The sequence below is a fragment of the Aliiglaciecola aliphaticivorans genome, assembly GCF_054782055.1.
Window position 1 is genome coordinate 105,376 of record NZ_BAAGTF010000094.1, and the last position, 24,111, is coordinate 129,486.

Annotated in this window: 15 protein-coding genes and 1 tRNA gene; 1 reads left to right on the plus strand and 15 read right to left on the minus strand. The window is 41.8% G+C overall.

The window, feature by feature from the left end:
- Window positions 1–38 precede the first annotated feature (38 nt).
- The 12 genes from ACYVIL_RS21220 to ACYVIL_RS21275 form a co-directional block, all read right to left on the minus strand.
- Window positions 39–866, minus strand: a complete 828-nt coding sequence (locus tag ACYVIL_RS21220) for a universal stress protein (RefSeq protein ID WP_303474087.1) — start codon at window positions 864–866, stop codon at window positions 39–41.
- Window positions 867–1,107: 241 nt separating this feature from the next.
- Entirely contained in the window at window positions 1,108–2,526 is a 1,419-nt protein-coding gene (locus ACYVIL_RS21225; protein WP_460314820.1) for a sodium/proline symporter, read from the minus strand.
- 3 nt (window positions 2,527–2,529) lie between these two features.
- Window positions 2,530–3,525 (minus strand): serine hydrolase domain-containing protein, encoded by a 996-nt coding sequence (locus ACYVIL_RS21230; RefSeq protein ID WP_460314942.1) that lies wholly within the window; start codon window positions 3,523–3,525, stop codon window positions 2,530–2,532.
- Window positions 3,526–3,606: 81 nt separating this feature from the next.
- Window positions 3,607–3,744, minus strand: coding sequence for a hypothetical protein (locus ACYVIL_RS21235; RefSeq protein ID WP_460314822.1), 138 nt, complete (start codon window positions 3,742–3,744; stop codon window positions 3,607–3,609).
- Between the two features lie 18 nt (window positions 3,745–3,762).
- Complete coding sequence (locus ACYVIL_RS21240; RefSeq protein ID WP_460314824.1) at window positions 3,763–4,935, minus strand: c-type cytochrome; 1,173 nt, start codon at window positions 4,933–4,935, stop codon at window positions 3,763–3,765.
- Between the two features lie 160 nt (window positions 4,936–5,095).
- A complete protein-coding gene (locus tag ACYVIL_RS21245; RefSeq protein WP_460314826.1) occupies window positions 5,096–6,277 on the minus strand; it encodes a serine hydrolase domain-containing protein in 1,182 nt (393 codons plus the stop codon).
- Window positions 6,278–6,370: 93 nt separating this feature from the next.
- Window positions 6,371–8,725, minus strand: a complete 2,355-nt coding sequence (locus ACYVIL_RS21250) for a TonB-dependent receptor (protein ID WP_460314828.1) — start codon at window positions 8,723–8,725, stop codon at window positions 6,371–6,373.
- Window positions 8,726–9,313: 588 nt separating this feature from the next.
- Window positions 9,314–10,360: a LacI family DNA-binding transcriptional regulator gene (locus ACYVIL_RS21255; protein ID WP_460314830.1), complete on the minus strand. Its 1,047-nt coding sequence runs from the start codon at window positions 10,358–10,360 to the stop codon at window positions 9,314–9,316.
- A gap of 42 nt (window positions 10,361–10,402) precedes the next feature.
- Entirely contained in the window at window positions 10,403–11,890 is a 1,488-nt protein-coding gene (gtfA, locus tag ACYVIL_RS21260) for a sucrose phosphorylase (protein WP_460314832.1), read from the minus strand.
- Window positions 11,891–12,006: 116 nt separating this feature from the next.
- The gene (locus ACYVIL_RS21265; protein ID WP_460314944.1) at window positions 12,007–13,278 is read right to left on the minus strand and encodes an MFS transporter; all 1,272 of its coding nucleotides are present in this window, start codon (window positions 13,276–13,278) and stop codon (window positions 12,007–12,009) included.
- A 119-nt stretch (window positions 13,279–13,397) separates the two neighbouring features.
- A complete protein-coding gene (locus ACYVIL_RS21270) occupies window positions 13,398–15,905 on the minus strand; it encodes a TonB-dependent receptor (RefSeq protein WP_460314834.1) in 2,508 nt (835 codons plus the stop codon).
- Between the two features lie 1,124 nt (window positions 15,906–17,029).
- Window positions 17,030–17,106 (minus strand) — tRNA-Pro (locus tag ACYVIL_RS21275).
- A 271-nt stretch (window positions 17,107–17,377) separates the two neighbouring features.
- Between ACYVIL_RS21275 and ACYVIL_RS21280 the strand changes: the two genes are divergently transcribed.
- Window positions 17,378–18,061 carry a PEP-CTERM sorting domain-containing protein gene (locus tag ACYVIL_RS21280; protein WP_460314836.1) on the plus strand — a complete coding sequence of 228 codons (684 nt, stop codon included), beginning with the start codon at window positions 17,378–17,380 and terminating at the stop codon, window positions 18,059–18,061.
- Between the two features lie 55 nt (window positions 18,062–18,116).
- Here ACYVIL_RS21280 and ACYVIL_RS21285 read toward each other — a convergent pair whose 3' ends face one another.
- The 3 genes from ACYVIL_RS21285 to ACYVIL_RS21295 all read right to left on the minus strand — a co-directional run bounded on the left by ACYVIL_RS21285 (window position 18,117) and on the right by ACYVIL_RS21295 (window position 23,876).
- On the minus strand, window positions 18,117–20,084 hold the full coding sequence (locus ACYVIL_RS21285; protein ID WP_460314838.1) for a phytase: 1,968 nt from the start codon (window positions 20,082–20,084) through the stop codon (window positions 18,117–18,119).
- A 2-nt stretch (window positions 20,085–20,086) separates the two neighbouring features.
- Window positions 20,087–21,055 carry a metallophosphoesterase gene (locus ACYVIL_RS21290; RefSeq protein ID WP_460314840.1) on the minus strand — a complete coding sequence of 323 codons (969 nt, stop codon included), beginning with the start codon at window positions 21,053–21,055 and terminating at the stop codon, window positions 20,087–20,089.
- Between the two features lie 130 nt (window positions 21,056–21,185).
- Window positions 21,186–23,876: a TonB-dependent receptor gene (locus tag ACYVIL_RS21295; RefSeq protein ID WP_460314842.1), complete on the minus strand. Its 2,691-nt coding sequence runs from the start codon at window positions 23,874–23,876 to the stop codon at window positions 21,186–21,188.
- Window positions 23,877–24,111: the final 235 nt, after the last annotated feature.

Consider the following 24,111-nt stretch of genomic DNA (forward strand, 5'->3'; position numbering starts at 1 on the left):
CTCTATTGTCTTTGATACCTTTATTGCCTTTGACACCTTTACTGCCTAACGATTAGCACATCAACGGTTAATCGGTTCAGAATTTTTTCTGCTGTATTGCCAATTAAAAACCCTTTAATTCCTTTGCGTCCAACATTGCCAATTACCACTAAATTTGCCTTCATTTTGCTGGCCACTGAAGGTATCAACACATACGCAGAGCCTGCCTCAATTTTCGCGTTGTAGTCTGTAAACACGCCAGTTTCTTCGACAATTTGTTGTAGTTTCTGTTTCGATTCTTTACCCCGTTTAACCATGACCTCTCCTGGCTCAGTAATATCAAACTCTTGTTTGATCCTAGGTATAGGGATCACGCCTAACACAGAGACTTCCGCTGACAACTTATTGGCAAGATGTGCAGAAGTCATTAACACTTTATCATTCAACTCTTTTTGAGCAGGGGTTCTGGTGAAAATATCAACAGTGCCTAACAATTTAGGTTGTCCCCGCCAGCGATTATCTCCACAGAGTAAAACACTGGATTTAACAGGGCCTTTCAGCGCCGCTTTGATCAATGAAAAGTCTAGGGTTTCACGCCCCAATTGCGGTCTATGCAGAAAAGTTGTATCAAATTGGTGGTTGCTGAGGGTTTTTAACAGTAACTCTTCTCGCTCAGGTGCCGTTTCAGCGGCTTCTAATAGAATAGTTGTTTTACATGCTTGGTTCACTTCAGTGTCGATTAACCGATGAAGGGCCTCAACATTAGAATCGAGCAAGTCGTTTGCAATATAAAGCACAGTAATACTCTCAGGCGCGAACTTGAGTGCTTTTTTCAACATCGGCTTTACGCTTTCTTTCCTTTCGATAACAACTAAAATATCTCTCATAAACCTTCCTAACAATGCTATTCAATGAGTAATCTTTTTAAAGTGATTTCAACAATATGCGTTAACGTAAACCTAAGCATAGTTTAAAATTGTTCTAGTTGAATGATCCACATCAAGGTATGTGATTAAAATGAGGAAATTTTTGTTGCCAACATTATGAATATTGAAAGTTTGGATTAAGGGGAAAATAGCGCCACCATTGGGATGCAATGATGGCTAATTAGTCAGTGATGGAAAACCACTACGTGATGTTAGCGCGGGGTTTTGAGCCTACAAATGCGATACAAAGTGCGATGGAAAACGGCACTACCCGCTCCAAAAAGTCTCCTGGGGTACTGGGTAGTAGGTAAAAGGTAACCGCTAACACAAAACCCGTTATCATTGCCAATAGTGTCGCTTTGGGTTGTATATCTCGATTGCATAAACGCACAATAATAATAGGCCCAAAAGACGCACCTAGTGCGACCCACGCAAAGATGGCTCTGCTAAATATGGCTTCAGGCATATATAAAGTGACTAACACCGAAAAAACCACAACCAACAAATTACTCAGTCGTGAAATGGTCAAGGCTGAAAAACGAGAACGTTTTTCTAAGCCTAAATCATGGGCAACCACTGAGGCACTCACTAATAACTGACTGTCAGCAGTGGACATGATGGCAGATAACACGGCTGCGGTAATAACACCTGCAACTATTGGGTGGAACAGTTCTGTGGTAAGCACAAAGAATAGATTTTCAGGGTTATCCAACTGCATTTGCAAAGCAAGCCCTGCTAAACCAACGACAACAACCCCTAAATCAACGATTAGAAACCAAGCAGCGGCGATGCGACGGCCGGTTTTGATTGCCTTTTCATCTTGCAGCGCCATAAAACGTAGCAACATGTGGGGTTGTCCCATTGAAGACACCGACACACTTAAGTTACCAATAATAACGCCAGCGGCTAATAAGCCAATGTTGCCACCGGTTAGACTGAGTTGTTCCGCTGTGGCAACGTTTAAAAGAGTAGTAATAAAGTCTACAGGTCCACCTAATGCTACAACTGCGGCAATGGGCAATGCCAAAGTCGCGATGGCCATAATAGAGCCCTGCAGCGCATCTGTCATACTGACAGCCCAAAAACCGCCTAACACAGTGTAAATAAAAATGATCGCTGCGCCGATTAATACACTCTCAGTCATTGGCATATCAAAGGTAGCAGAGAACATATTTCCTGCGCCTTGGAATTGGGCCGCCACGTAGAGGGTAAAAGAGATTAAAATAATTAAGGATGCACAGACCACAATGAGTTTTTTAATCTGGCCGTTGCTGCCAAAACTCAAAAAGTCAGTCACAGTAAGGTCTTTTTGTTCAAGACTTGTGTGATAAAGCCTGGGGGCAAACCAATACCAAGATATAAACATCCCCAAGATACTGCCTAAGGCTAACCAGATACCAGAGATCCCCAGCACCATCACAACGCCACTAAAACCAAGCAGTTTCCATGCTGAAGATGAGCTAGCTGAGTAGCTTACAGCAGCAACAAATGGGCCTAAACCACGCCCACCCAGGAAAAAATCTTCGGTGTTTTTTACCCGCCGTTGCGCCCAAAAACCAATTCCCAACAAAACCAGTTTATACACCACTAAGACCACTAAAATGTAACTGGCGTCTGACATGGTTTACGGCTCCATAATGCTGCGAATAATAGTATTAGGTATGTAACTGTTATCCCATTCTTTTCCAGGTGCCCAGCTAAATCCACCAGTACGCAAAATCACCAAGTCCATAGATGGAACGATATACATCACTTGATTACCGCTACCATCAAACAAAAATAAATCATCTGCTAGGTACGGCTCACTGTGAATCACACCAAAGCCTTTAGGTTTACCCACTTCAGTCCAGGCACGCTTAGGTAAATAAGGTTTTCCCAACCAAATATGCAAGCCCATGGCTGGGTTAGCCGGTGATGGCGTTAAATACTCTTGCATCCAATTATCTGCAAATAGAGAGTTGCCATCTATTTCGCCACCGTTGGATAACAAAATTCCCATTCGTAACCAGGACTCAGAAGGTAACAGTAAACAGCACCCACTGTGTGCCAGTCCATTAGGGCGATTAAGCATCACCTCACCACCTTGGGCATGTAGCGGCTTGATTAACGATTCTGATAAATATTGGCCATAGGGTCTTTGCGTTGCTCGCTCTAGAATTAGCGCTAGCAAATCAGAGACAACCTGGCTGTAGTCATATTTTGTGCCCGGTTCGTCTACCAATTCGTAGTCGTTAATAATCACATCTTCTGTATAACCTGAAAGGTATGAACGGGTAAAAGTGCTGAATGGACTCATATCGAGGGTATAATAGCGCTCAAAACCAGCAGACATTTGAAGCAGATGGCGAATGCTAATGGCTGCTTTTTCGGTATTTTTCCATTCAGTGATATAGGTCGATGCGGGCTCATCTAAGCCAGCAATGTAACCTTCTTTAATCGCTCGTGAAATCACCAAAGACGCTACCATTTTCGCCATACTTTTACCTACAATTAACGAATTTTCATCCATACCTTGATAGTGTTCACGAAAACGCAATTTGCCTTGATGCCAAATTAACAAAGAAGTACTGCGGCGTTCAGCGGCATATTCACTTACATCAGCAAGGGCATCCGAAGGGATACTCCCTGGCCCTTCATTGACTACGTCAAATAGTTGCTTAGCAGCACCTTCTACTGGATATTCTGAACCTTCCCACCCAGACTACGGTAACGTACCTTTACCGGTAGCAATTAAATAATATCGCTTCCAAAAAAGAGGATCTTGCAAATACAAAACCGCCCCTACCAACATCACTAGTGCTAACAAACCAATAAAAATTTTACCGACAGTCTTGCCCATTGATTTCAATCCTTACATCTATTTAGATGAAATATATTCTAAATAATCAATCACTTGATTGCGTTTCACTGGATCGGATAAATCAGTCTGCTGGTTCATTAAGGTACCAGGTACAAATTCTTTACCGTGTGAGAGAAATTCTGATAAGTTCGCTCTAGTCCAAAACATGCCTTCTACGCCAGCTTTAACCATACCTTTAGAATAACGACCATATCCCGCTGCGGTGCCTGCTTGTCGATTAAACACACCAACTAAATTTGGCCCCAATAAATGCTCTTTGCTTTCTACGGCATTGTGACACTGAGTACACCAAGATGCCGTTTCCTTAGCCGCGGCTAAATTTTCAGAGGTAGGGAAAATCTCAGTTTTTGGACGTGGAGGCGTAAGAACTTCCTTAGACTCAACGAAAACCGTTTCTTCTGCAGCGCTTTGATGCCAAGGTGGTAAAACTTTAAACGCGAAATAAGGTAAATACAAAAAGAACACAACGATAACCGTTAGAATTGGTATATAAACCCAGCGACGATTTTTAGCCCAGCAAAAAAGTGCCAAACCAATTAAATAATATGATGGGACTAAAACATAAGCACCAAAATCGGCGATAGGATGTAACGATGGCGGTTTAGGTAAATTGATCAGCAAATGCAGAATAATAAGTAAGGCAACGGCCACACCTGGTTTTACATATTTGCGTAAATGAGTAAACAAGTAGACAAACACAATAGCAGAAAAGAATGCTGTAGAAATGGTCGATAATGCCGAGTGCATATAGCCCGATGTACTCCAAGACCAATCTAAGAATTCATGCAGCGGAAAGACTCCTAATACCTTAGTCACTTCACCTTTCGCCCAAGCCTGACCTAAGCCAGCCAGCATGGCAAAAAACATAAAGATAAAAAACAAGGAAACCGCAGTATTTGAAACATCTGAAAACGCCTTTTTAAGACGTGTTATCACCGATGTTCCAGGGCGAAATAACCAAACCGCAAATATCAACAGCAGTAATACAAACAATGTTGCCCCAATGTTCAAGTGAGCATGATGAATAGCATCACGTTCTGCACTACCACGAATAAGTCTGGGTGATACACCTGACCACCACGAGTGCCATGCGAACAACGTATAAAATAAGACTGAAAAGAACAATCCTAATTGTTCTAAAAAACCACCAGATTTAGGATTGTTTTTCATAATGACCTCTGTTTATTAAAATTAGTATTTAGATTCATATTGTTTTGAGCCATTCTAAGTTCAAATGTTGATTTAACCTGATATAGAATTATATCTGTTAAATATTAGTAATTTTGTGCATAAACCACTGCGGGCAGTCGGTTTGCAATGCTATTTAAGTTTACTTAACAGCGTTAATAACGGCGTTAGGTATTGCAGCGTCGTCAAAATCAAAACGAACATCCCCCACTCTGACAATTACTAGCTGTTTAGATGGAATGATGTAGACGCGCTGTCCACCAAACCCATCAAAAAAGATGACATCGTCAGCGAAGTAAGGAGCTGAATGAATGACGCCGAATTTAGCGCCTGGACGATAAGTTCGCATAGGTTTGTAGGGACTGCCAAGCCATGTCAAATAACCATAATTAGGATTACTTAACGAAGGTTGAGTTGTTTGTTTAATCCACGCTTGTGAAACAACTTGCTCATCACCTACCGCACCCTTATTCAGTAGCATGACACCAACGGCCAGCAAATCTTCAGGTTTAGCAATTAAGAAACTAAAACCATGGGCAGTCCCATTCTCGTCATCCAACCAGACATATCCAGGGTTTGCAGCTACTTTTGACCAAAGGTATTTTTCCATGTAAGCAGCAAACTTTTCACCTGTTGCAGCCTCAAGCACGTCCACTAGTAACTGTGGATTTGAATTATTATATTCAAACACAGTACCTGGCGCTTTAACCTGCTCTAAAGAGCGAGCAACCTTAGAAATATCATTACTATAATTGAGTTTGGTACTATGTGCTGAAAAACTATTATTTAAATCAACAGGCGGTAAAAACAAACCAGATGACATAGTTAATAGGTGTTCTATGGTAATTTCGCCGAATGGCATATCTATCCATTGGCCAATATATTTCGAAACCGGATCCTTCACCGATTGGATTTCACCGCGTTCAATTGCGATACCGATTAGCAGCGCAACCATGGATTTTTGCACGGAAAAGGTTTGCATATAACTATCAGCATTTTCACTTTTCCAATATTTTTGTGCCAATAGCTCTCCATTTTGCCAAACCAAAAATGCACTGCTTCCAACTTGCTCGGCATAACCCAATGCATCAGCGAAACGTTCATCTTGTTGCGCAAAAGCCTCGTCAGAGATATTCAAACGGGTTGTATTGCTCGCAGGCTGCATTGTGACTAATGGTTCATACCATTGTGTATCATGAACAAAATCAACCCCTTCGAGGCTGTTTAAACGGCTAATGTAAGTATAATTAATCGCCAAAAAACCTAACGCGACTAATAATACAATGCCACACAAAGACACGACTATCTTGATTAGTCTAGCCATAATTTACGCTATCTCCACAGCTTATTCGGGGTAAAATAAGATTAAAAACAAACCGATCACAAGGATCGGTTTGTACTAACCTACAACATGCAATTAAAAGCGGTATTCTGCAGTAACACCGATACGACGTTGATTACCCCAAGTCGGGACAACGGATACGAAGAACGCGCTAGGAATGTAGAACGCGTTTGATACATATTCCTCATCTGTTGCGTTTTTAACCCATAACTCAGCAGACCAATTCTCACCGGTCACTCCACCACGTAGGTTAAGAAGTGTTCTAGAAGGTAAAGTGGCAATATTCGCTTCAGACATATACTGCTCAGTTTGTCCAGTTAGATCGGCACGAACAAAATATTCAAGATTGTCGTTAAACACGCCATCATACTGGGCTCCAATATTCCATTGTGTATCAGAACTTCTAGGTAATGAGTTACCACCGACATCACCATTGGCTGCACATACAATGTCATCACAAATTGCAGCTCGGGCTAAACGCTGAGAAATTGTTCCATCATCATATTTGGCATTATTTAAGGCTAGGCCTGCATTAACGGTAATCGCATCAGTTAGTGCATAGGTAACGTCCATCTCTAGACCTTTAGATGTTGCAGAACCTAAATTCCCCACAATTGACGTGGTGAAAAAGCCGCCATTAGTTGCTGCCTGGCTCACCTGTAATTCAGTCCAGTCAATATAATAAAGTGCCGCATTAATTCTTAGGTCACCATCTAATATGGTATTTTTTGAACCAATTTCGTACGTGGTATTTTCATCTGCTTGATAAGCTTTTTCAAAGTCTTCCAAGCCACCTGATATTTCAGGATTCAAACCACCAGATTTCACACCTTGTGCTGCTGAAAAATAAACCAGTTGATTATTGTTGATACTGTAATCTGCTGTAAAACGCGGTGTAAAGTAACTGTCTTCATAGTCATCTGATGACGTACCATCAATATAATCGATATTCTGCTTTTTGGTTTCGTCGGTATAGCGACCTTCCACAGCCAACACTAACTTATCATCCATCAAAGGGACTGCAACTCGCCCAAATAATGCCGTAGCTTCGGTAATAGTAATGTTATTATTACGAGTGCTACTGGCTAATGAGTCTTCAGTAATTGGATCCAAATTATCTGTATAAAGTGGTGCAAAATAACCAGAAACGCCGGTATCTCTGTCTTCGCCATCAGACGAATACACACCAAACATGGCATAAACGCCATTATCCGCCGTGTATTCTGCTCTTAACTCATGGGAGTCATAGTCAAAACCACCCACAGGTAAAACGGTAAAGGCATTCATAAAAGCGGGGATACCAAACGGAGTTAAGTCAGTACCAGTAAGTGGCGTTCGGTCAGATATGCCTGCACTGAAAGTCTCACCTTGAATATTGGCAAACTGATAAGAAACACTAAAATTATTAGTTAGTTCAGCTGAAATCGAAGCTCTAAAAATTTCGGTTTCGGAATCTAGACCATAGGTTCTGGGGTCAATGAGAAAACCAGTTTCAGTATCTGTACCATACTCTAGAGGTGTTTCAGGTAACTCGCCACAATAACCCCGTACCGGGCCACCAAATAAACTGCCACCACAATTAAAGTCACCAATTTCTAAACGAGACTGGGCTTTGCCTTCAGTGAATGAGTCAAAGGAATGATATGCCATTTCTATATGCACAGTTTCAACGGGTTCTGCCACTAATGAAATACTGTAGGTTTTTTTATCCCAACCACCCAAGGTATCATCAGTACCTGGGCTGACACCGGCTTGTGCCGCTGGATGAGAGTTTGTCCAATCACCATCATAGTCACTGTTGGTAAAATTAAATTTAACGGCTAACTTGTCTTCAATAATTGGCACGCTGATGTTACCGGTAATATCACGACGGCCGCCATCACCTATAACTAAGCCGACTTCGCCCGTCAGCCCACCTAAATCTGCTTTGCTGGTAATATAATTGATAGCCCCCATAAACGAGTTAGCACCGTATAAAGCGCCTTGAGGACCTTTAACAACCTCAATACGCTCCATGTCCATGGCACCTAAATCTAGTGCGTAATTTCTTGGAATATAAACCCCATCTACAAAGGTAGAAACATTTTGCTCTAACTGATCAACAGAAAATTGGCTTGCACCACGGATAATCGGTGTACCATAACCTCCATTGGAATAATCTTCAAAAGATAAACCAGGAGTAGACATAGCGACGTCTTCAAGTTCCTCTATACTTCTTTTAGCAATATCTTCAGCACTGAATGCGCTAATGGCTAATGGCACATCTTGAATCGACTCGACCGCTTTTCGCGAGGTTACCATGATAACTTCTAGACTGCTTTCATCTTCATTAAGTTGTTGCTCTTGTGCATAGACTTGCGAAACAACGGAGGAGCTCATTACGGATGCAATGGCTAACGATAGGGCTGTAACTTTAAACGTTATTCTCATAATAGATTCCCGGTGCAGATATTTTTATTATAATTCGTTATTAAATTAGAGTGTGCCTCATATAAAAGGCACTAACTTATTACACAGCTTAGCCAAAATGCTCAATAATGACCCAACCACATAATGACATTAACATATAACATTATAACCATCAAACTTTTGTTTGTGTTATGCAAACCACACATAACAAAATAAATATCTGTTTAATTTCATACAGTTACATTACCGCTGAAAAACAAACCATTCCTTTTAGGCTGTTAAAAAAGTATATCTTTAATAAAAAAATAAACAATAAAATTAGCCTAAAGTATAAGGTTGGTATAAAAACCACCCTGTAGCATGGTCTTTAGGTCATGAAACATGAGAACAAAAACGCAGGGGATAAATCCCCTACCTACAGGATATAAAATCGGTAGCATGGTCTTTAGGCCATGAATGATAAGGACACACACGTAGGGGATAAATCCCCCGACTACAGGATATAAAATCGGTAGCATGGTCTTTAGGCCATGAAACATGAGGACAAAAATGTGAAGGATAAATCCTCGGTCATTTAAACCGAGAAAAAATTGGTTTTTACGTAGGATATTAACTTGGATCTTGGATGGGGGCCGTTTCGCCACTCAGAATTTTAAATCCAAACTCTTGACTCTTTTTATCTTTGCTTATGAATAGCTCTGCTGCTTTTATACCTTTTTCAACACTGAATTGTTGAACTGTGGTTAACTTTGGATGATATTGTTGGCCTTGTTCAATTCCATCAAAACCTACCACCCGAAGATCTTCAGGAATACGAATCCCCATTTGAACCGCGACTTTCACTACTGCCAGTGCAATAATATCACTCATACAAAACACAATGGTTGGCACAGGTGTTAATGAAAGCGCTTGTTTCGCTGCCTTAATTGCGTATTTATGTATATTTTCAGGAATATGCCAAATGTGACTTTCGTCGATAGAAATTTGACGTTGCCCTAATGCACGTAAATATCCGTCAAGTCGTCGGTGCGAAATTGAATATCCGCTTCCAATCAATGGCCTATTTTCTACCGTACAGGTTAAATCACTTGCAACTAAACGTAACCCTATAATAGCTGGGGTTTCTTTACGTTCACCAATTGCTAGACATGCCGATTGATAAGCAGCCTCTTCATTATCGATATTGATGGAAGGCGCACCTGCAATATCAAAATCGACAGTCACTATATTTTTCTTAATATTGGGTAATTGTTCGAGCAAAGCTGGATTTCTTGGCGAACCATAACAAATAAAACCATCAACAAAGTCAATAATTTCGTTAACATTGTCGTTGTTTCCAGAGAACAATAAGAGATGTTTTTCTGTCGAATTAAGGGCCTTAGCCACTCCTTGAATAAACTCACTGGCGACCGGATCACTCACCATATATGCTAATTCGTCTGGCAGTATCAATGCAATAATGTTCGACGTGCCTTGGCGGAGTGATCGAGCGGCCTTATTCGGACCAAAATACCCCATTTTCTCGCATGCACTTAATATTTCTTTGCGTCTTTTCTCTGATAATTGGTCGGGACGATTAAACGCATAAGAGATCGTTGCGGTGGACACGCCTAGACGGCGTGCAACCTCTTTTATTGCTAACTTGTTACCACTCATTTCCTGAAAATGTCTTTATTGATATACCATTTATACTGCACATCATACGCTATTTTCCAATGAAGTAATAAGGCTGGATAATTTGATTATCTGAAGTTGCTCGTTTTCAACTAATTCAATACTAGCGTCTAAGTTCTCCAAATTAACTATCAACTGTGCATAATTTGCATGCTTATCCCAACGTAAGATTAGCTGTTTTTCATTGGTAGCACAGCTAAACTCACCATTAAACACATCTTTATTTCTAAGTTTAATCAACTCTGTCAACCCTTGAACGACAGGAGTTGCTAGTCTTCGTTTCAATTCATCCTTGCCGACGTAAGGCCGATTTATATCCCTTCCGACCTTCGTTTTTTCCAGCAAAGTTAAATCATTTTCACAAGCTAAAAATCCAGCGTAATAGACCTGAGGTATCCCAGGACAGAAAAATTGGATTGCCCGCGCGATTAAGTAGGCCATGTCATCTCGACCAAGGGCGTCATAAAACGTACAGTTTACTTGATACAAATCGACGTTGCTTGCTGCTTCACCTGTGGCTTTACGTGATCCCCCCAAGGAGTTTTGGTGGATAGTTTCGACTAACCTATCTATCTCATCATTATTTAGTAATCCAGGCTTACCGTCTGAAGCACCGACATCCATTATCCCTATGCCATCATGTGTATCTAGCACCGTATAACAATTGCGCGGCGATATGCCTAGCCAATGGCTTAACGCAGTTACATCTCGAGTAAATAAGGTGTGCAAAATCAACGGGGGCAAGGCAAAGTCATACACAGCGTTACAGCGTTTTGCGATTTCTATTTGGGTTTGATAATGACTATGAATTTCCACTAAACATTGTAAACCTAATTCAGATGCACGCTCACTGAGAGATTGAATAAACTCAAAAGTCTGCTCTAGCATAAAACAACTTGTTCCAGCTTTTTTAATCGCATAACCTGCCGCGTCTAAACGAATAAGTTTAATATTATTTTCAGCAAATACAGTTAATATTGAATCAAGATAAGCTTTTCCTTGTTGCGACTCTACATCAATGTCGATTTGATTTTCGGTAAATGTGGTCCAAAATGGTACGCTAGTGCCATCTTTTAGGGTGTAATTAGAAAAACATTCGGTCGGTCGCGGACGAAAAACTTTGCTGATATCAGACGCATTATTATCATTAAATACCGAATCACGAGTCAGAAATAACGGCCAATATTGAGATGCCTTTCCATGTTCAAGAACATCTTTAAAGGCATTACTCTTTGCAGACATGTGATTGACAACCATATCTGCCATTATATCTAGGTTTTTACCCATTTTTGCCACATCTGCCCAGCGACCAAGGCGATTATCAACAATCGTGTGATCAATGGGATCAAATCCGGCGTCTGCGCCGTCAATAGGATAATAAAAAGGTAGCAAATGTACTCCTCCAAAAATCCCATTCAAATCTTGTGTTAAAAGGGTGTCTAACTCATTAAGTGTTGTGGCCCCGAAACGATCAACATAAGTAATAAGTTGAACGTTATTTTTAGCAAGCATAAATTTACTCCATATATTTTTTATAAGTGTTAGATCGTTTTAACCTAGAATTGCACAACAGCAATAGCGTCAAGGATTCTATTGCCTTGCACTAGCAGCATTGACAGAGATAACTCCTATTTAGATCCAGGTTCTGGCGCAAGCCGCAATGCATTCTCATCAATATTTGGAATAGGTTCTGATTCATATTCTGAACGCTCAACCTCTGCCAAGCGTTGTGCTGTAGGTTTTTTGATCGTGTTGTACAGCAAGCCCAAAAACAGCAATCCCGAAAATACAGTGGCAACAATAAATCCATATTTTGCATCCCCGCCATTTGCATCAGTTACTATGCCCATAATCAACGGGCCTGCAGCGGCACCAGCTGCGGTAAAAAATAAAATAACGCCAGCGACAGAGCCATGCAGTGCCTTTGCGAAACAACTGATTCCCTTAGAATTAAAGGTAGGATATATCACTGACATAAAGATACCTGACAGTGGAAATAGATACACCGCAATAGCTTTACCACCGATTAGGCCACCCATGAAACAAAGAAGGATAGCGAAACTAAACCATACCAGCACACGACTCCACTCGTAGCGTTGCATCATCCAAATACCGACGAAGCGACCGACAGCTCTAAGTGAAAAGAACACTGATACAGCATATAAAGCAAGCAACTTATTAGTATCACTGGAATAGCAAGAAAACATATCGTTTACACTTCCAGCATCACAAACTAGATAACTTGGCATCCAGACATAAATAGCACTTTCCGCCGCCACATAAAGAAAGGCTCCAACTGAAAAAGCCATCGCATAAGGATCTTTTAATAATTTCAAACTACTGCCAAGACTGCTGGGTTTAGTATTAACAGGGCGGACAGTTTTAGGGTATTTAACCAGCAAGGCGATTATGATCAATAAAGTGCATAAACCGCCAGCAATAACATATAGCCAAATCCAATCGACACCGTTGCGCAGTAAATAAGCAACTAATAGAGGTCCAATAATAGCCCCCACGCCAAAGAAAGCTTCAGCACCGTTCATTGTCCCAGTATGTTCTTTAGTCGAGCTGGAAATGTCGCCAATTAGCGCTAATGCAGCCGTCTTAAAAATCCCCACCGCTAATCCCGATAGGGTAATTAGACCAAGAATAAAATTGAAACTTCCCCCAATTAAAAACAAATAACAAGAAGCTGCAAATAATGCTAAGCCTAAAATAAGCGTTGGTTTTCGACCAAAACGATCGGCGAGGAATCCTAAAAACAAGCCTGAAAATGCGATTCCCACCATAAATAGAGAATGCAATAAACTCGCTTGGGTATTGGAAACATCAAACTCTAGTTTAACTTCCTTAATAATTTCTCCTACCGAGTCAGATGTCATTGCAAACATCATAAACATCAAGTAAGTCAACCATCTGATTAACAATAGGTTTTTCTGTGATGCAACAGCATTTGACATGGTCACCTCTGCGTATTCAAGGAAAACAACAAGGGCTTGCGCCCCTGTGTTTTCATCAATTAGTTAAACGTATACTTCAACTGAATAGAGCTTGTGCGACCATTAAGAGGACGAGCTCTAATAATATCGCCAACTTGTGCATTACTTTCTTCAGATTCAGTTATTACGAATTGATCCGTCGCGTTATTAATGTTTAATGACACTGAAAAAGCGTCAGAAATATAATAAGTAGCGAACAGATTAACGATGGTATAAGCATTCTGTTTTAACTCATTTGAATCTTGTACAAAATAGTCAGTTGAACCTTGAAAAGTAGCGCCAACAGAGAAATATTCCGAATCGTATTGCGGTGTTAATGTATAGATGAAGTCGGCTTGACGGCGAGGCGTTTTGCCTACTAAAGCTTGATTGAACTGATCTTTACTAATTTCTGCGTCTGTCCAAGTACCATTACCCGAAACCGTAAAACCATTGCCAAAATTATAGCGTCCTTCAAGCTCAATACCGGTAGCTTCATATTCACGAATAAACGTTAAACCACTGGTTACTTCTGCTTGGGTATCTTGGGTGACAGTACTAAAGAAAGTACCATTTAGCATGAAATCGCGAGTCCCGTACTTAATACCAAACTCAAGTTGTTCAGTTTCATCAAAGCCCGATGTAGTGCTTGTTAAACTACCATCGCTATTTAAGGTTCCTGCAATTTGCAATAACCGGTCAGCAAGCGCTCTGCCGCCTTCACTGTAACGTGCAAACATTGTCATGTTGTCGCTATAAAGGTATGAACCCCCAACTGAAAACGAGGTATTATTAGCATCATAATTGACCATTTGACTGGCAGCTCCAGCACGGTTCAGGTTAATTACCCCCCCACCAAAGCCAAAACCATTCGACGCAGACGCATCTTCGCTATTTCCTGCAATCACCCCGTCGCCATTAATATCATAATCAGAGTTCCCACCACAGCATGAGTTAATTAACTCACCATTTGCTCGAACTGAATCACGACGCGCACTGACATCGAACAACCAATCATCGCCAAGCTCAAAACCAATGTTGATATAAGGCGCAGTTGTGGTGTAATTAAGATCCCATTCCCAGGATAAAAAGCTCGGTGCCCAAAGACCATTATTGACTAGCGGCTGTCCATCGGCATCTTCAATATGTAAGTATTGAGAATTGCTACCATCCACCGTTTGGATGAAGGTGTTCCAACTATTCCAGCTTGCTGCAATGTCTTGTTTTGAGTAGTAATAACCCGCTGTTACCGACACTCCATTATCAAATTGCTTAGTCAGATTTAAATCATTTATGACGTTCCCCAAATCGTTCAATGAGGTATCGAACAACAGGTTTAGAAAAGCCAATCCATTGTATTCGTTTCCGGCACCAGGACCATTAGCCAGCGTTACTGAGGTGGAGGCACAATTAAATGAATTACCATCGCCATCTAAAGCCGAATCACAAATAGCAGAGGCCATATCATTGGCCGATTGCGGTCCATATGCACCGAAAGTGTCGGTAAATGGAGAAATAAAGCTACCAGAAACATCTGACATTCTGAATCGGTTGATTAAAAACAATTCAGGCGCAACTTCTAAATCAACTTCAAATCCGTAGGAAGTTACCTGAGACTCTATACCATCGGTAAGATCACGGTTTACTGGATTTCCAAACGAATCAAATGTAGATACATTCGTTGTATAAGCAGAGTGCAAAGTTTGACTACTTGCATCAAAATTCTCAACCGGCCCATAATCGCCATTAGCGTTAACTTTTACCGGTGCAGGCAAGTAGGTCGTTACTCTGTCATCTAAGTTTTTGAAGTAAAAACGGATATGACCGTTATCCAATACTTTGGTAATATTAAACTTAACTTGACCGCCCTGATCACCATTGTAACCAGTTTCACGGGTGCCCTCACCACCACGAGCAAAGCCACCAACATGGAAATACAGATCATCGCTAATTTCGCCACCGTAGGAGAAGTCTAAACGAAACTCTTCATAATCCACGCCAAAAGACGCGCCAATAGCACCGCCACCAGACTCACCTGTTTTGCTGATCATATTGATTACGCCACCCGGTGAGTTACTTGCAAATGTTGAAGCTGAGCCACCGCGTACCGACTGTATTGAACCAACTGACCAATCATAACGCAGGAAATTATCGGCATTACCAAAGTTGATATCACCATACTCAAGAACGGGTAATCCATCTTCCTGTAATTGCATGAATTTCGAGCCCCCTGTGGCCAGAGGAATACCGCGGATAGTAATGTTTGCATTACCGCCACCTCCTGAGGATTCGGCGCGGATACCTGGCAGCCCTCGAAATACTTCAGCTGTCGAGCGCGGTGCCAACTTAACAATGTCGTCTGGGATCAGAGTACTTACTGATACTGAAGCCTCCTGAGCCTCGACGCCAGTAGGCACTGCCGTCACAACGATAGTTTCAAATTCTTGCTTTACTTCGGTGTCTTCAGAGTTTTGTTGTGCTACTGCGGTATTATTTATCGCAAAGAGCACTGCTAGGGACAGTGTTGATCTTTTGTAGTTAAAGCTCATGTTGAGTGCCTCATGTTAAGTTTATTATTGTATATATATTGGTAGATCTGTTAATTCTAGTTTTTAAGAAACGATTTACTTAATCGATTAAGTAAATGTTAGTTAAATGGACGCAGATTGTAAACAAAAATTTAACATGACGATGAGGAATAATTTTATCTGATTGTTATTATTAGAAATTTAGTTAAAAACAAATTCGTTCAAACAGCCATTTATGGCGAATTTATTGTTAGCAGCTTGTTGATTCCAGATATTCTTGGTGCAAGAGTCACAACGCGTATTTTGCGATTAGTTTGGTCTTTAGGCTGAGGGCTGACAGCACCTTCTCGGGGCTAAAGCTCCCGACTACAGGATATAAAATCGATAGCATGGTCTTTAGGCCATAAATGATAAGGACACATGTAGGGGATAAATCCCCCACCTACAACACCGAGGGAAGAATACAGCCCCCTGTAGCATGATCTTTAGGCCATGGATGATAAGGACACACACCTAGGGGATAAATCCCCCACCTACAGGATATAAAACCGGTAGCATGGTCTTTAGGCCATGAAACATGAGAACAAAAACGCAAGGGATAAATCCCCCACCTACAGGATATAAAATCGGTAGCATGGTCTTTAGGTCATGGATGATAAGGACACACACCTAGGGGATAAATCCCCTACCTACAGGATATAAAATCGGTAGCATGGTCTTTAGACCATAAATGATAAGGACACACACCTAGGGGATAAATCCCCCACCTACAACATATAAAATCGGTAGCATGGTCTTTAGGCCATGGATGATAAGGACATACGTAGGGGATAAATCCCCCGACTACAGGATATAAAATCGGTAGCATGGTCTTTAGGTCATGGAGGATAAGGACACATGTAGGGGATAAATCCCCCACCTACAAGATATAAAATCGGTAGCATGGTCTTTAGGCCATGGATGATAAGGACACATGTAGGGGATAAATCCCCCACCTACAAGATATAAAATCGGTAGCATGGTCTTTAGGCCATGGGGTAGTGACCCAAAAGGTGACCCAATGGCTTTCTTGTGTTCAATAAATTAGGGATATTCTGATATGGAAAACGCTTGAGAGTCAAGCTAGATAAGGGGAGCAGATTAATTGGTCGGTGTGAGAGGATTTGAACCTCCGACCCCTGACACCCCATGACAGTGCGCTACCAAGCTGCGCTACACACCGACCGAGCTGCGCAGTTTACTTATTTTTCGACACTTTGCAACGACAAATATCGATTGAATTGTTAACTGTTGATAGATTGACCAGTTTTTCCTTTCATTTAGCTTGTGTTCATGTCTTTTCAAAGAATTATGTCAATTTTTTTAACACAAATTACAACTACTACCACGAAACAATTTACAAGTAATTTAAGAACAAGCAGTTAGCACTTTGGCAGTATTTTTGCTTATTTTTTGCACAAAGACGTAATATTGTTATGTTAGAGGACAAATCAATGAAATTATTTCCCAAGATTTTGAGTATAGCTTTGTTTTTCAGCCTATTTAGTTTACAAGCCCACAGTTTCCCTGTGTATTGGACTGACTGGATGAGTGAGGATAGTGCTTCTTCTGCAACTGGGCAATTAGACATTGGCGGTAGTATAATTGATGTCACGTATACGAACAGCAGCAGTCACTATTTTGTACAAACCGGCACAGCTACTAACTACTGGACAGGCAATGCTTATACCAACGGTAGCATTGATAATGCACCATTGCCTAGTGAACAAGTAGCATTAGGCGCGGCAGGTGAAGTCACTATATCCTTTAGTTCAGCCATTGAAAATGTCTATATCGCGCTCAATAGTTGGAATGGCCAAAATGTGTTATTCGATACAGAAATTGAATTTGAAAGTATAGGCACCGGCTACTGGGGTAGTGGCACAGCAACCGTGAACGGTGACAATACCGGTTTCACCGCTAGTGGCGAATTGCATGGTGTGGTGCTTGCAGCAGGGAGTCACACCTCAATTAGTTTTACTCATTTAACTGAGTATTGGCATGGTTTCACCATTGGTGTTGCTGGTGAAGCCGAGGTTGTTGAACCAGATCCAAACGATATTCCAGAGCCCTCATTAATTGCAATTTTAAGCTTGGGCTTATTAATGTTAGGTAGACGCCAATTTAAAAAACACTAATCTAAATTCGTTTACTAATATCCAAACAGCCCCGATTTAACGGGGCTTTTTCGTATTACTTATTTAACCATTGTTGTATCAGCTGCTTAATTAACTTTCCATCCACCAGCTTAAAGTTTTGCGGGGCATTGGGTAGCCGATTTCGGCCATCTTGCACCACCAATAAGCCGTCTGGGAGCTGTGAACCTAACGGTTGGGAAGTTAACTCTAAACCATCGGTTTCAGAAACACCGTCGATACCCGCCGCTAAATCCATGTCGATGCGAAAACTACCTAAATAGCGCGTGTTCTCATCTAAGTCAAACACGCCAAAGCTGTTATTACCTTGGCTGGATGCCACCAAATAACGTTTGTCATCGAGATTATAAATGCCCATGCCTTCAACATCGGCCACGAAAGTGTCTGAGGTGGTTGCGATCAGTCTAGCAGCAGCTTTGGTAGGACGAGCATTCACTTGCCAAACACCGGTAGATTCTTCACCATAGTACAGCTGATGATGCTTATCATCAGCCACACAACCTTCAGGCTGGCTGGGCACCCGAAACTCCCGAATTAATTTAGCGTTGATCTTGTCGTTTTCCGGTATTAATAAATACTGTTGAAAACGCCCGTCGGTATCATTTACAAAAACATGAAATTGGTCATCTTGTTGATACATACAAAGGCCATAGAGATCCCGTAAATCTGTTTGAATATCTGACAAATACGCTAAGTCACCACTATCTGGCTGCAATGAGAACAAGCTAATGCTATTGGTGGAACGGTTACTGGCCGCGGCTAAATCGAAAGTACGCTCCCCTAAGGTAAAACCATAACGAATATCCACATTGTTTACGCGCCCTACATTAAGCTGTTGCAATAACTTACCTTGCAAGTCGTACAGCATCATGCCTTGTTTTTTATTGGTGCCAAGCACTCTACTTTGTGCAGGTTCAGAGGTATTTACCCAAATAGCAGGGTCATCGGCTGCATCACCAAACACTTCCATGGGCTGTGTTTGAGCATATGCCTTAACAGTGGCAAAACTAGGTTGAGAAGCCGTTTGCTTTGAACTTGGAAAGTTGAGTTCAAGTTGGGAATATGCCGTGTGTTCATCATCAAAGATCCCCAACAACAGTTTTGAAGAGTGGAGCACTCCATTCGTCGTTTCTGGTTTTTGTATCCCGGGTAAAGGTATAAAACGAGTATTTTCTCGGTTCTGTCCATGTATAAGCCACACACCTTGTTGATCTGGGGTGCTGAGTAACACATCACCGTTTTCTAGCACGTCAACATGGGTTATTTCCCCTTGTAACTGGCCAAAAGGTTTAACTGCAGCCACTAAGTCTCTAACAAGTTCCGCCTCTGGATCAGCGGGATACTGCCACAAACCAATATTCTCTTCGACTAAATACAAAATGCCTGCTTGGTCATCTACCCCACAGCTTTTAGTTTGAAGGGTACCGATAAATTCATGGACAGGCATGTCGACTAAGGTTTCAGAAGTACCATCAACCACAATACGTTGCTCCACCGTGCCTTGGGCGTCGGCGATAAATACTGACAAGTGTCCTTGGGGCATTTGATACCAACAAAGTGCCTCCACCTGCCCTTCAGGGTGTGCAAGGGTCGTCAGCAACGATAACTGTTTGCTTTGCCAGTCCAGACCGAGCACCAGTATTTCTTGATTGTTATTGTCGTTGGTTGTTATTAAGCCAAAGGTGTCATTGCCTATTTGGATATTATCCCGCCAATCGAGCATTTCCATGTTACCGGCAAAGGTACTGAGGATCTGTCCATGTTCATCAACTAATGAAATGCCATTAACTTCGCTAGTTAACAGCCAATATTGCTGTTTATTGTGCAAAATAGGTAACGCGGACTTACCCGCCACCACTTGCTTTTCGTCGGCCAATAGTGGACGCGTTTGCTTAATTTCGGTTGGATGATGGGAGTCGGCGGCTTGCCTGGAGGTGACCGCAGTTTCGGTTTGACAGGCACACAGAACAACTGAGGCCGCAATCCATAAATAAAGTGATTTCATATTTATTCCTTGCCAATACTATAGTGATACAGGCGCTCGCCTGCGGCGCTAACAAATTGTACTAGCATAGTGTCATCTCCCACGGAGACAGTTAAAAACCCGGCTTGGCTAATAGCATATTGCGTAAATTCTCGCTGCTGCACCGGACGTAGTTCCGATCCTGCACCAGACACAAAGTGCTCTACCTGTTTACCCTCAGGGCGATTATGTTGTAAGTCATGTTCATGGCCAGCGAAGTAGGCATCCACCTGGAACTGTTCAAAAATCGGTTCCAATACCTGCTGAATTCCTGCGGTTTTACCATAACGTTTACCGCTGGAATACAAAGGATGGTGTCCAATCACAATATTCCATTTAGCGGTAGAATTAGCTAATTTCTGTTTAATCCAGTGTAACTGCTTTTCACCATCTTGCTTTTGGGTTTCGGCATATTTAGCACGAGTTTTGTACTCGGGATTAAGCGGATTAGTATCAATAAACAAAACTAACATATGGCTGTTATCACCCACCGCAAAGGTTTTAGCATAGTAAGGCGCGGGAAATTCCCAACGACGACTGCGTTTAGAATAATCTATTTGCGCCTGCCAATTACCACGGTAATCGTGATTCCCCAATGTGGGGTACCAATCTTCAAATAAATTCGGGCCATTATATATTTGTTCAAAGGAGGTTTGCCAATACGGGTCGTCTACTGAGGCTATACCGTTTGAGTAAAAGTTGTCACCGGTTGTCGCAATAAACTCACCATCAAGGCGCTGCATGGCAATGTCCATCATTCTAGCCACAGGCTTTTGCTGATAATGACCATTGCGGCCCCAATCCCCCAAAATCAAAAAGCTAAGACTATTTTCAGGAACCTCAAGGGCTTGCACACTATGGGTATTATAAAAGTTCTGATCATAAACCTGCTTGGCAAAAGCATCGATGGAACTTAAACATAACCCCAGCAGTAATAAATATCTAATTAACATTGTTATTCCAGATTACGAAATAAGACAAACGAGATTTTCAATACATCATCTCGTACATTGAGAACTGTGAAACGACAGCTCAATACCTTAATTGCGAACACCCCATTAAAGGATGTTCGCTTTATGCAAGTTACAACATCCAACTAAATCCAAGTTCAAACGTCCGACCGTATTCTTCATACTGCGCATTGATGCTGCGCTGGTCGAAATAGTTGTAGAAGCCTTCATCGGTGATATTAATCGCATTGAAGTACAGGTACATGTTCTGTTGAATAAAGTACTTACTGGTAAAGTCGAGTTGCTGGTGATCATCTTCCATACGGATTAAATCGCCATCTATTTCTTCTAAGTTTTCGCTTTTGTAGGTCATGGTTAAACGTAAGCTCATTAGGTTACTTTCATATCCAACAGTGAAGTTACCTATTTTGTCCGATTGATTTGGCAAAGATGTTTCAAAACGCTCACCGTCTAATAAAGTGGTGGCGTCCGAGCTTGAGAAGGTACCATTTGCAGATAACAACAAACCGTTATCGAAGGCTTTTACCCAAGATAATTCAAGTCCGCTGACCTTAGCTGATTCGCCATTAATAGGTTGCATCACTTCATCAAAACCGTCCCATTCTGGTGAATCAGCGACGTCAGCAATGATCACAAAATTGTCTATATTTTTGTAAAAGTACCCTGCCGAAAGCACGCCAATATCACCCGGATAATATTCTAAGGTTAAATCAAAGTTATCAGACTCAAATGGGTTCAACTCAGGGTTACCCACTTCTGCTTCGCGCTCGGTAATAAATTCTCCTTCGTCCTCTTCGGTTTTAGATTCAATAATTTGAAATGCCGCCGCGTCTTCGAATTTAGGACGCGAAAGGGTTTGGGTAAACGCTGCTCGGGCAATGAGTTTATCGGTGAACTCGTAACGCAAATTCAAACTGGGTAATAAGTGATCGTAACTTCTATCGCTTTCCCACGGCGTATTAACAACCTCTTCTACGTCAGTTTGTTCATTTTCGATGAGCTCTACACGCATACCCGAGGTATTGAAATCCGTATCTTCGTAGCGAACACCTGCTACCACAGTTAGTTTTTCCCACTCGTAGCGTCCCATAATGTAAGCGGCAAATATATCTTCGTTACTCACATAGGACGCGCCATTAGATTCAACTTCGGAATCCAGTTCGGCCAATTCGAAGCTAGTGTTGTTTTGGTTAAAGTAGTTACGTAAACCTGAACGATTTAAACCGGGTCCAAAATCGCCTAATCCCCAATCTGGCTGATCAACTGAAAACATTGTGGGGTCGATGTCATCAAAATCACCATCGTAAATGAAGATGTCTGCCGTAGTCGTTTTTTCTCGCCCACGGTATTTGGCCCCAAATTTCAGCTCAAACGAGCCATCTTGTAAATCAAACAAACGGGTAAAATCCGCTTTGAGCATAGTTTCAGTATCTTCGGCAAGACTCTTTTCTAAACTCACTTCATCCAATTCATAATTCGCTAAATCCATCGCGGCGGCATCTTGGGTGATTTGCGGGATCTGCCCCTGCATATCAGAATCGATGGCCATTTCCTCACCCACGAAGGTGTAATACAAGGCTTGAGGATCATCCTCATCGGCTTTTGAATAGCCCACTTGGTATTCAACTAACCAATCATCTAAGTGATGCTCACCACCAGCAGATATAGATAAGATGGTTTGTGTCTCTTCACGATCTTTACTGCCGCGTTCAATTTCTGAATCTTCGCCATCGAATGTAAAGGTATTGGCCATACGATATTCATCATCGGCAAAGCTGCTGTAAAGGGTGCGTAAATAATAACGGTTGTTAAAATCAGGACGAAAGTCTAAATTCACCGCAGCACCGATGCGCTCCCTTGAAATACTGTAATAGCGTTGCTCTATTTCATCATCACCGTTGGATTCAATATTGTCTGAACCAAAGTCACGTTTTGCATATGATAATGCAGCAGCCACCCCAAACACATCATCGAAGACATTGGTGACACTGCCAGATATTTTTGGACTCATTTCATCCCGCAGCTGATTTTGACTCCCCTGCACATTAACGCTGGCGCTGGTACCCTGGCGGTCAAATGCACTTAAACTTTTCACTTCAATGGAGCCACCGATGGCGTCGGCATCCATATCAGAGGTAACTGATTTAGATACCTCCAACCCTTGGATCAACTCCGAAGGGATGACATCTAACGCCACAGAGCGCACACCGCCTTCAGGGGACGGCACATTGACGCCATTGATGGTGACATTATTCAGGTTTGGATCGATACCGCGAATACCAACAAAGCGTCCTTCGCCTTGGTCTCGCTCAATGGATAAACCCGGTAAACGCTGCAATGCTTCTGCTGCGTTCTGATCTGGAAATTGACCAATAGCATCTGCCGATACAATGGATTTGATACTGTCTGCAACGCGTTGCAGGTTAATCGCACTCGCCTGCCCTGCTCGCTGACCGTATACAATGACATTTTCTAACTCTTTAGCCGGCGCTCCTACGCTAATGTCTTGTTGCAGAATTTTTCCACCGCGAATAGTCACAGGCACTTCGATAGTGGGTGTACCCAAATATTTCACTTCTAGGGTGTAGTTACCCTCAGGCAAATTAACAAAACGAAAGCTTCCGTCTCGTCTAGAAACGGTGCTTTGTCCGAGTTCCTTGATATTAACTTCAGCCCCTTGAATGTAGCTAGTTTGACTTTTATCAGTAAGTAAACCTTGAATACCGCCGTCTTCAGCTAAAACAGTTTGACAGGAAAGTGCGGCGAAGCACGCCATGGCTAAAGTGGATTTAATCATTTTCATTATAACGTCTCTGGTTGCGTTCTAAGGATGGTGTTTGATGGCGAGACAACCTAAGTAGCAGCAATGACATTTTTATGACAGGCAATCAAATACTTGCCGCAATCACCTGCAATAATCCCCTGTTTAGCAAGCATTATTAACCTTAGTGAGCTTATTTGACCTCCCTGCTATCCCTTATGAGTCAAAGGATTGTCGTAAATCCCTTACGCAAAAAAGCAATGACATTCATTATATT

Excerpts from the sequence above, each read along its gene's own strand:
- ACYVIL_RS21220 (WP_303474087.1), bottom strand. The coding sequence starts at position 866 with ATGAGAGATATTTTAGTTGTTATCGAAAGGAAAGAAAGCGTAAAGCCG.
- ACYVIL_RS21225 (WP_460314820.1), bottom strand. The coding sequence starts at position 2,526 with ATGTCAGACGCCAGTTACATTTTAGTGGTCTTAGTGGTGTATAAACTG.
- ACYVIL_RS21235 (WP_460314822.1), bottom strand. The coding sequence starts at position 3,744 with ATGGGCAAGACTGTCGGTAAAATTTTTATTGGTTTGTTAGCACTAGTG.
- ACYVIL_RS21240 (WP_460314824.1), bottom strand. The coding sequence starts at position 4,935 with ATGAAAAACAATCCTAAATCTGGTGGTTTTTTAGAACAATTAGGATTG.
- ACYVIL_RS21245 (WP_460314826.1), bottom strand. The coding sequence starts at position 6,277 with ATGGCTAGACTAATCAAGATAGTCGTGTCTTTGTGTGGCATTGTATTA.
- ACYVIL_RS21250 (WP_460314828.1), bottom strand. The coding sequence starts at position 8,725 with ATGAGAATAACGTTTAAAGTTACAGCCCTATCGTTAGCCATTGCATCC.
- ACYVIL_RS21255 (WP_460314830.1), bottom strand. The coding sequence starts at position 10,360 with ATGAGTGGTAACAAGTTAGCAATAAAAGAGGTTGCACGCCGTCTAGGC.
- gtfA (WP_460314832.1), bottom strand. The coding sequence starts at position 11,890 with ATGCTTGCTAAAAATAACGTTCAACTTATTACTTATGTTGATCGTTTC.
- ACYVIL_RS21265 (WP_460314944.1), bottom strand. The coding sequence starts at position 13,278 with ATGTTTATGATGTTTGCAATGACATCTGACTCGGTAGGAGAAATTATT.
- ACYVIL_RS21270 (WP_460314834.1), bottom strand. The coding sequence starts at position 15,905 with ATGAGCTTTAACTACAAAAGATCAACACTGTCCCTAGCAGTGCTCTTT.
- ACYVIL_RS21280 (WP_460314836.1), top strand. The coding sequence starts at position 17,378 with ATGAAATTATTTCCCAAGATTTTGAGTATAGCTTTGTTTTTCAGCCTA.
- ACYVIL_RS21285 (WP_460314838.1), bottom strand. The coding sequence starts at position 20,084 with ATGAAATCACTTTATTTATGGATTGCGGCCTCAGTTGTTCTGTGTGCC.
- ACYVIL_RS21290 (WP_460314840.1), bottom strand. The coding sequence starts at position 21,055 with ATGTTAATTAGATATTTATTACTGCTGGGGTTATGTTTAAGTTCCATC.
- ACYVIL_RS21295 (WP_460314842.1), bottom strand. The coding sequence starts at position 23,876 with ATGAAAATGATTAAATCCACTTTAGCCATGGCGTGCTTCGCCGCACTT.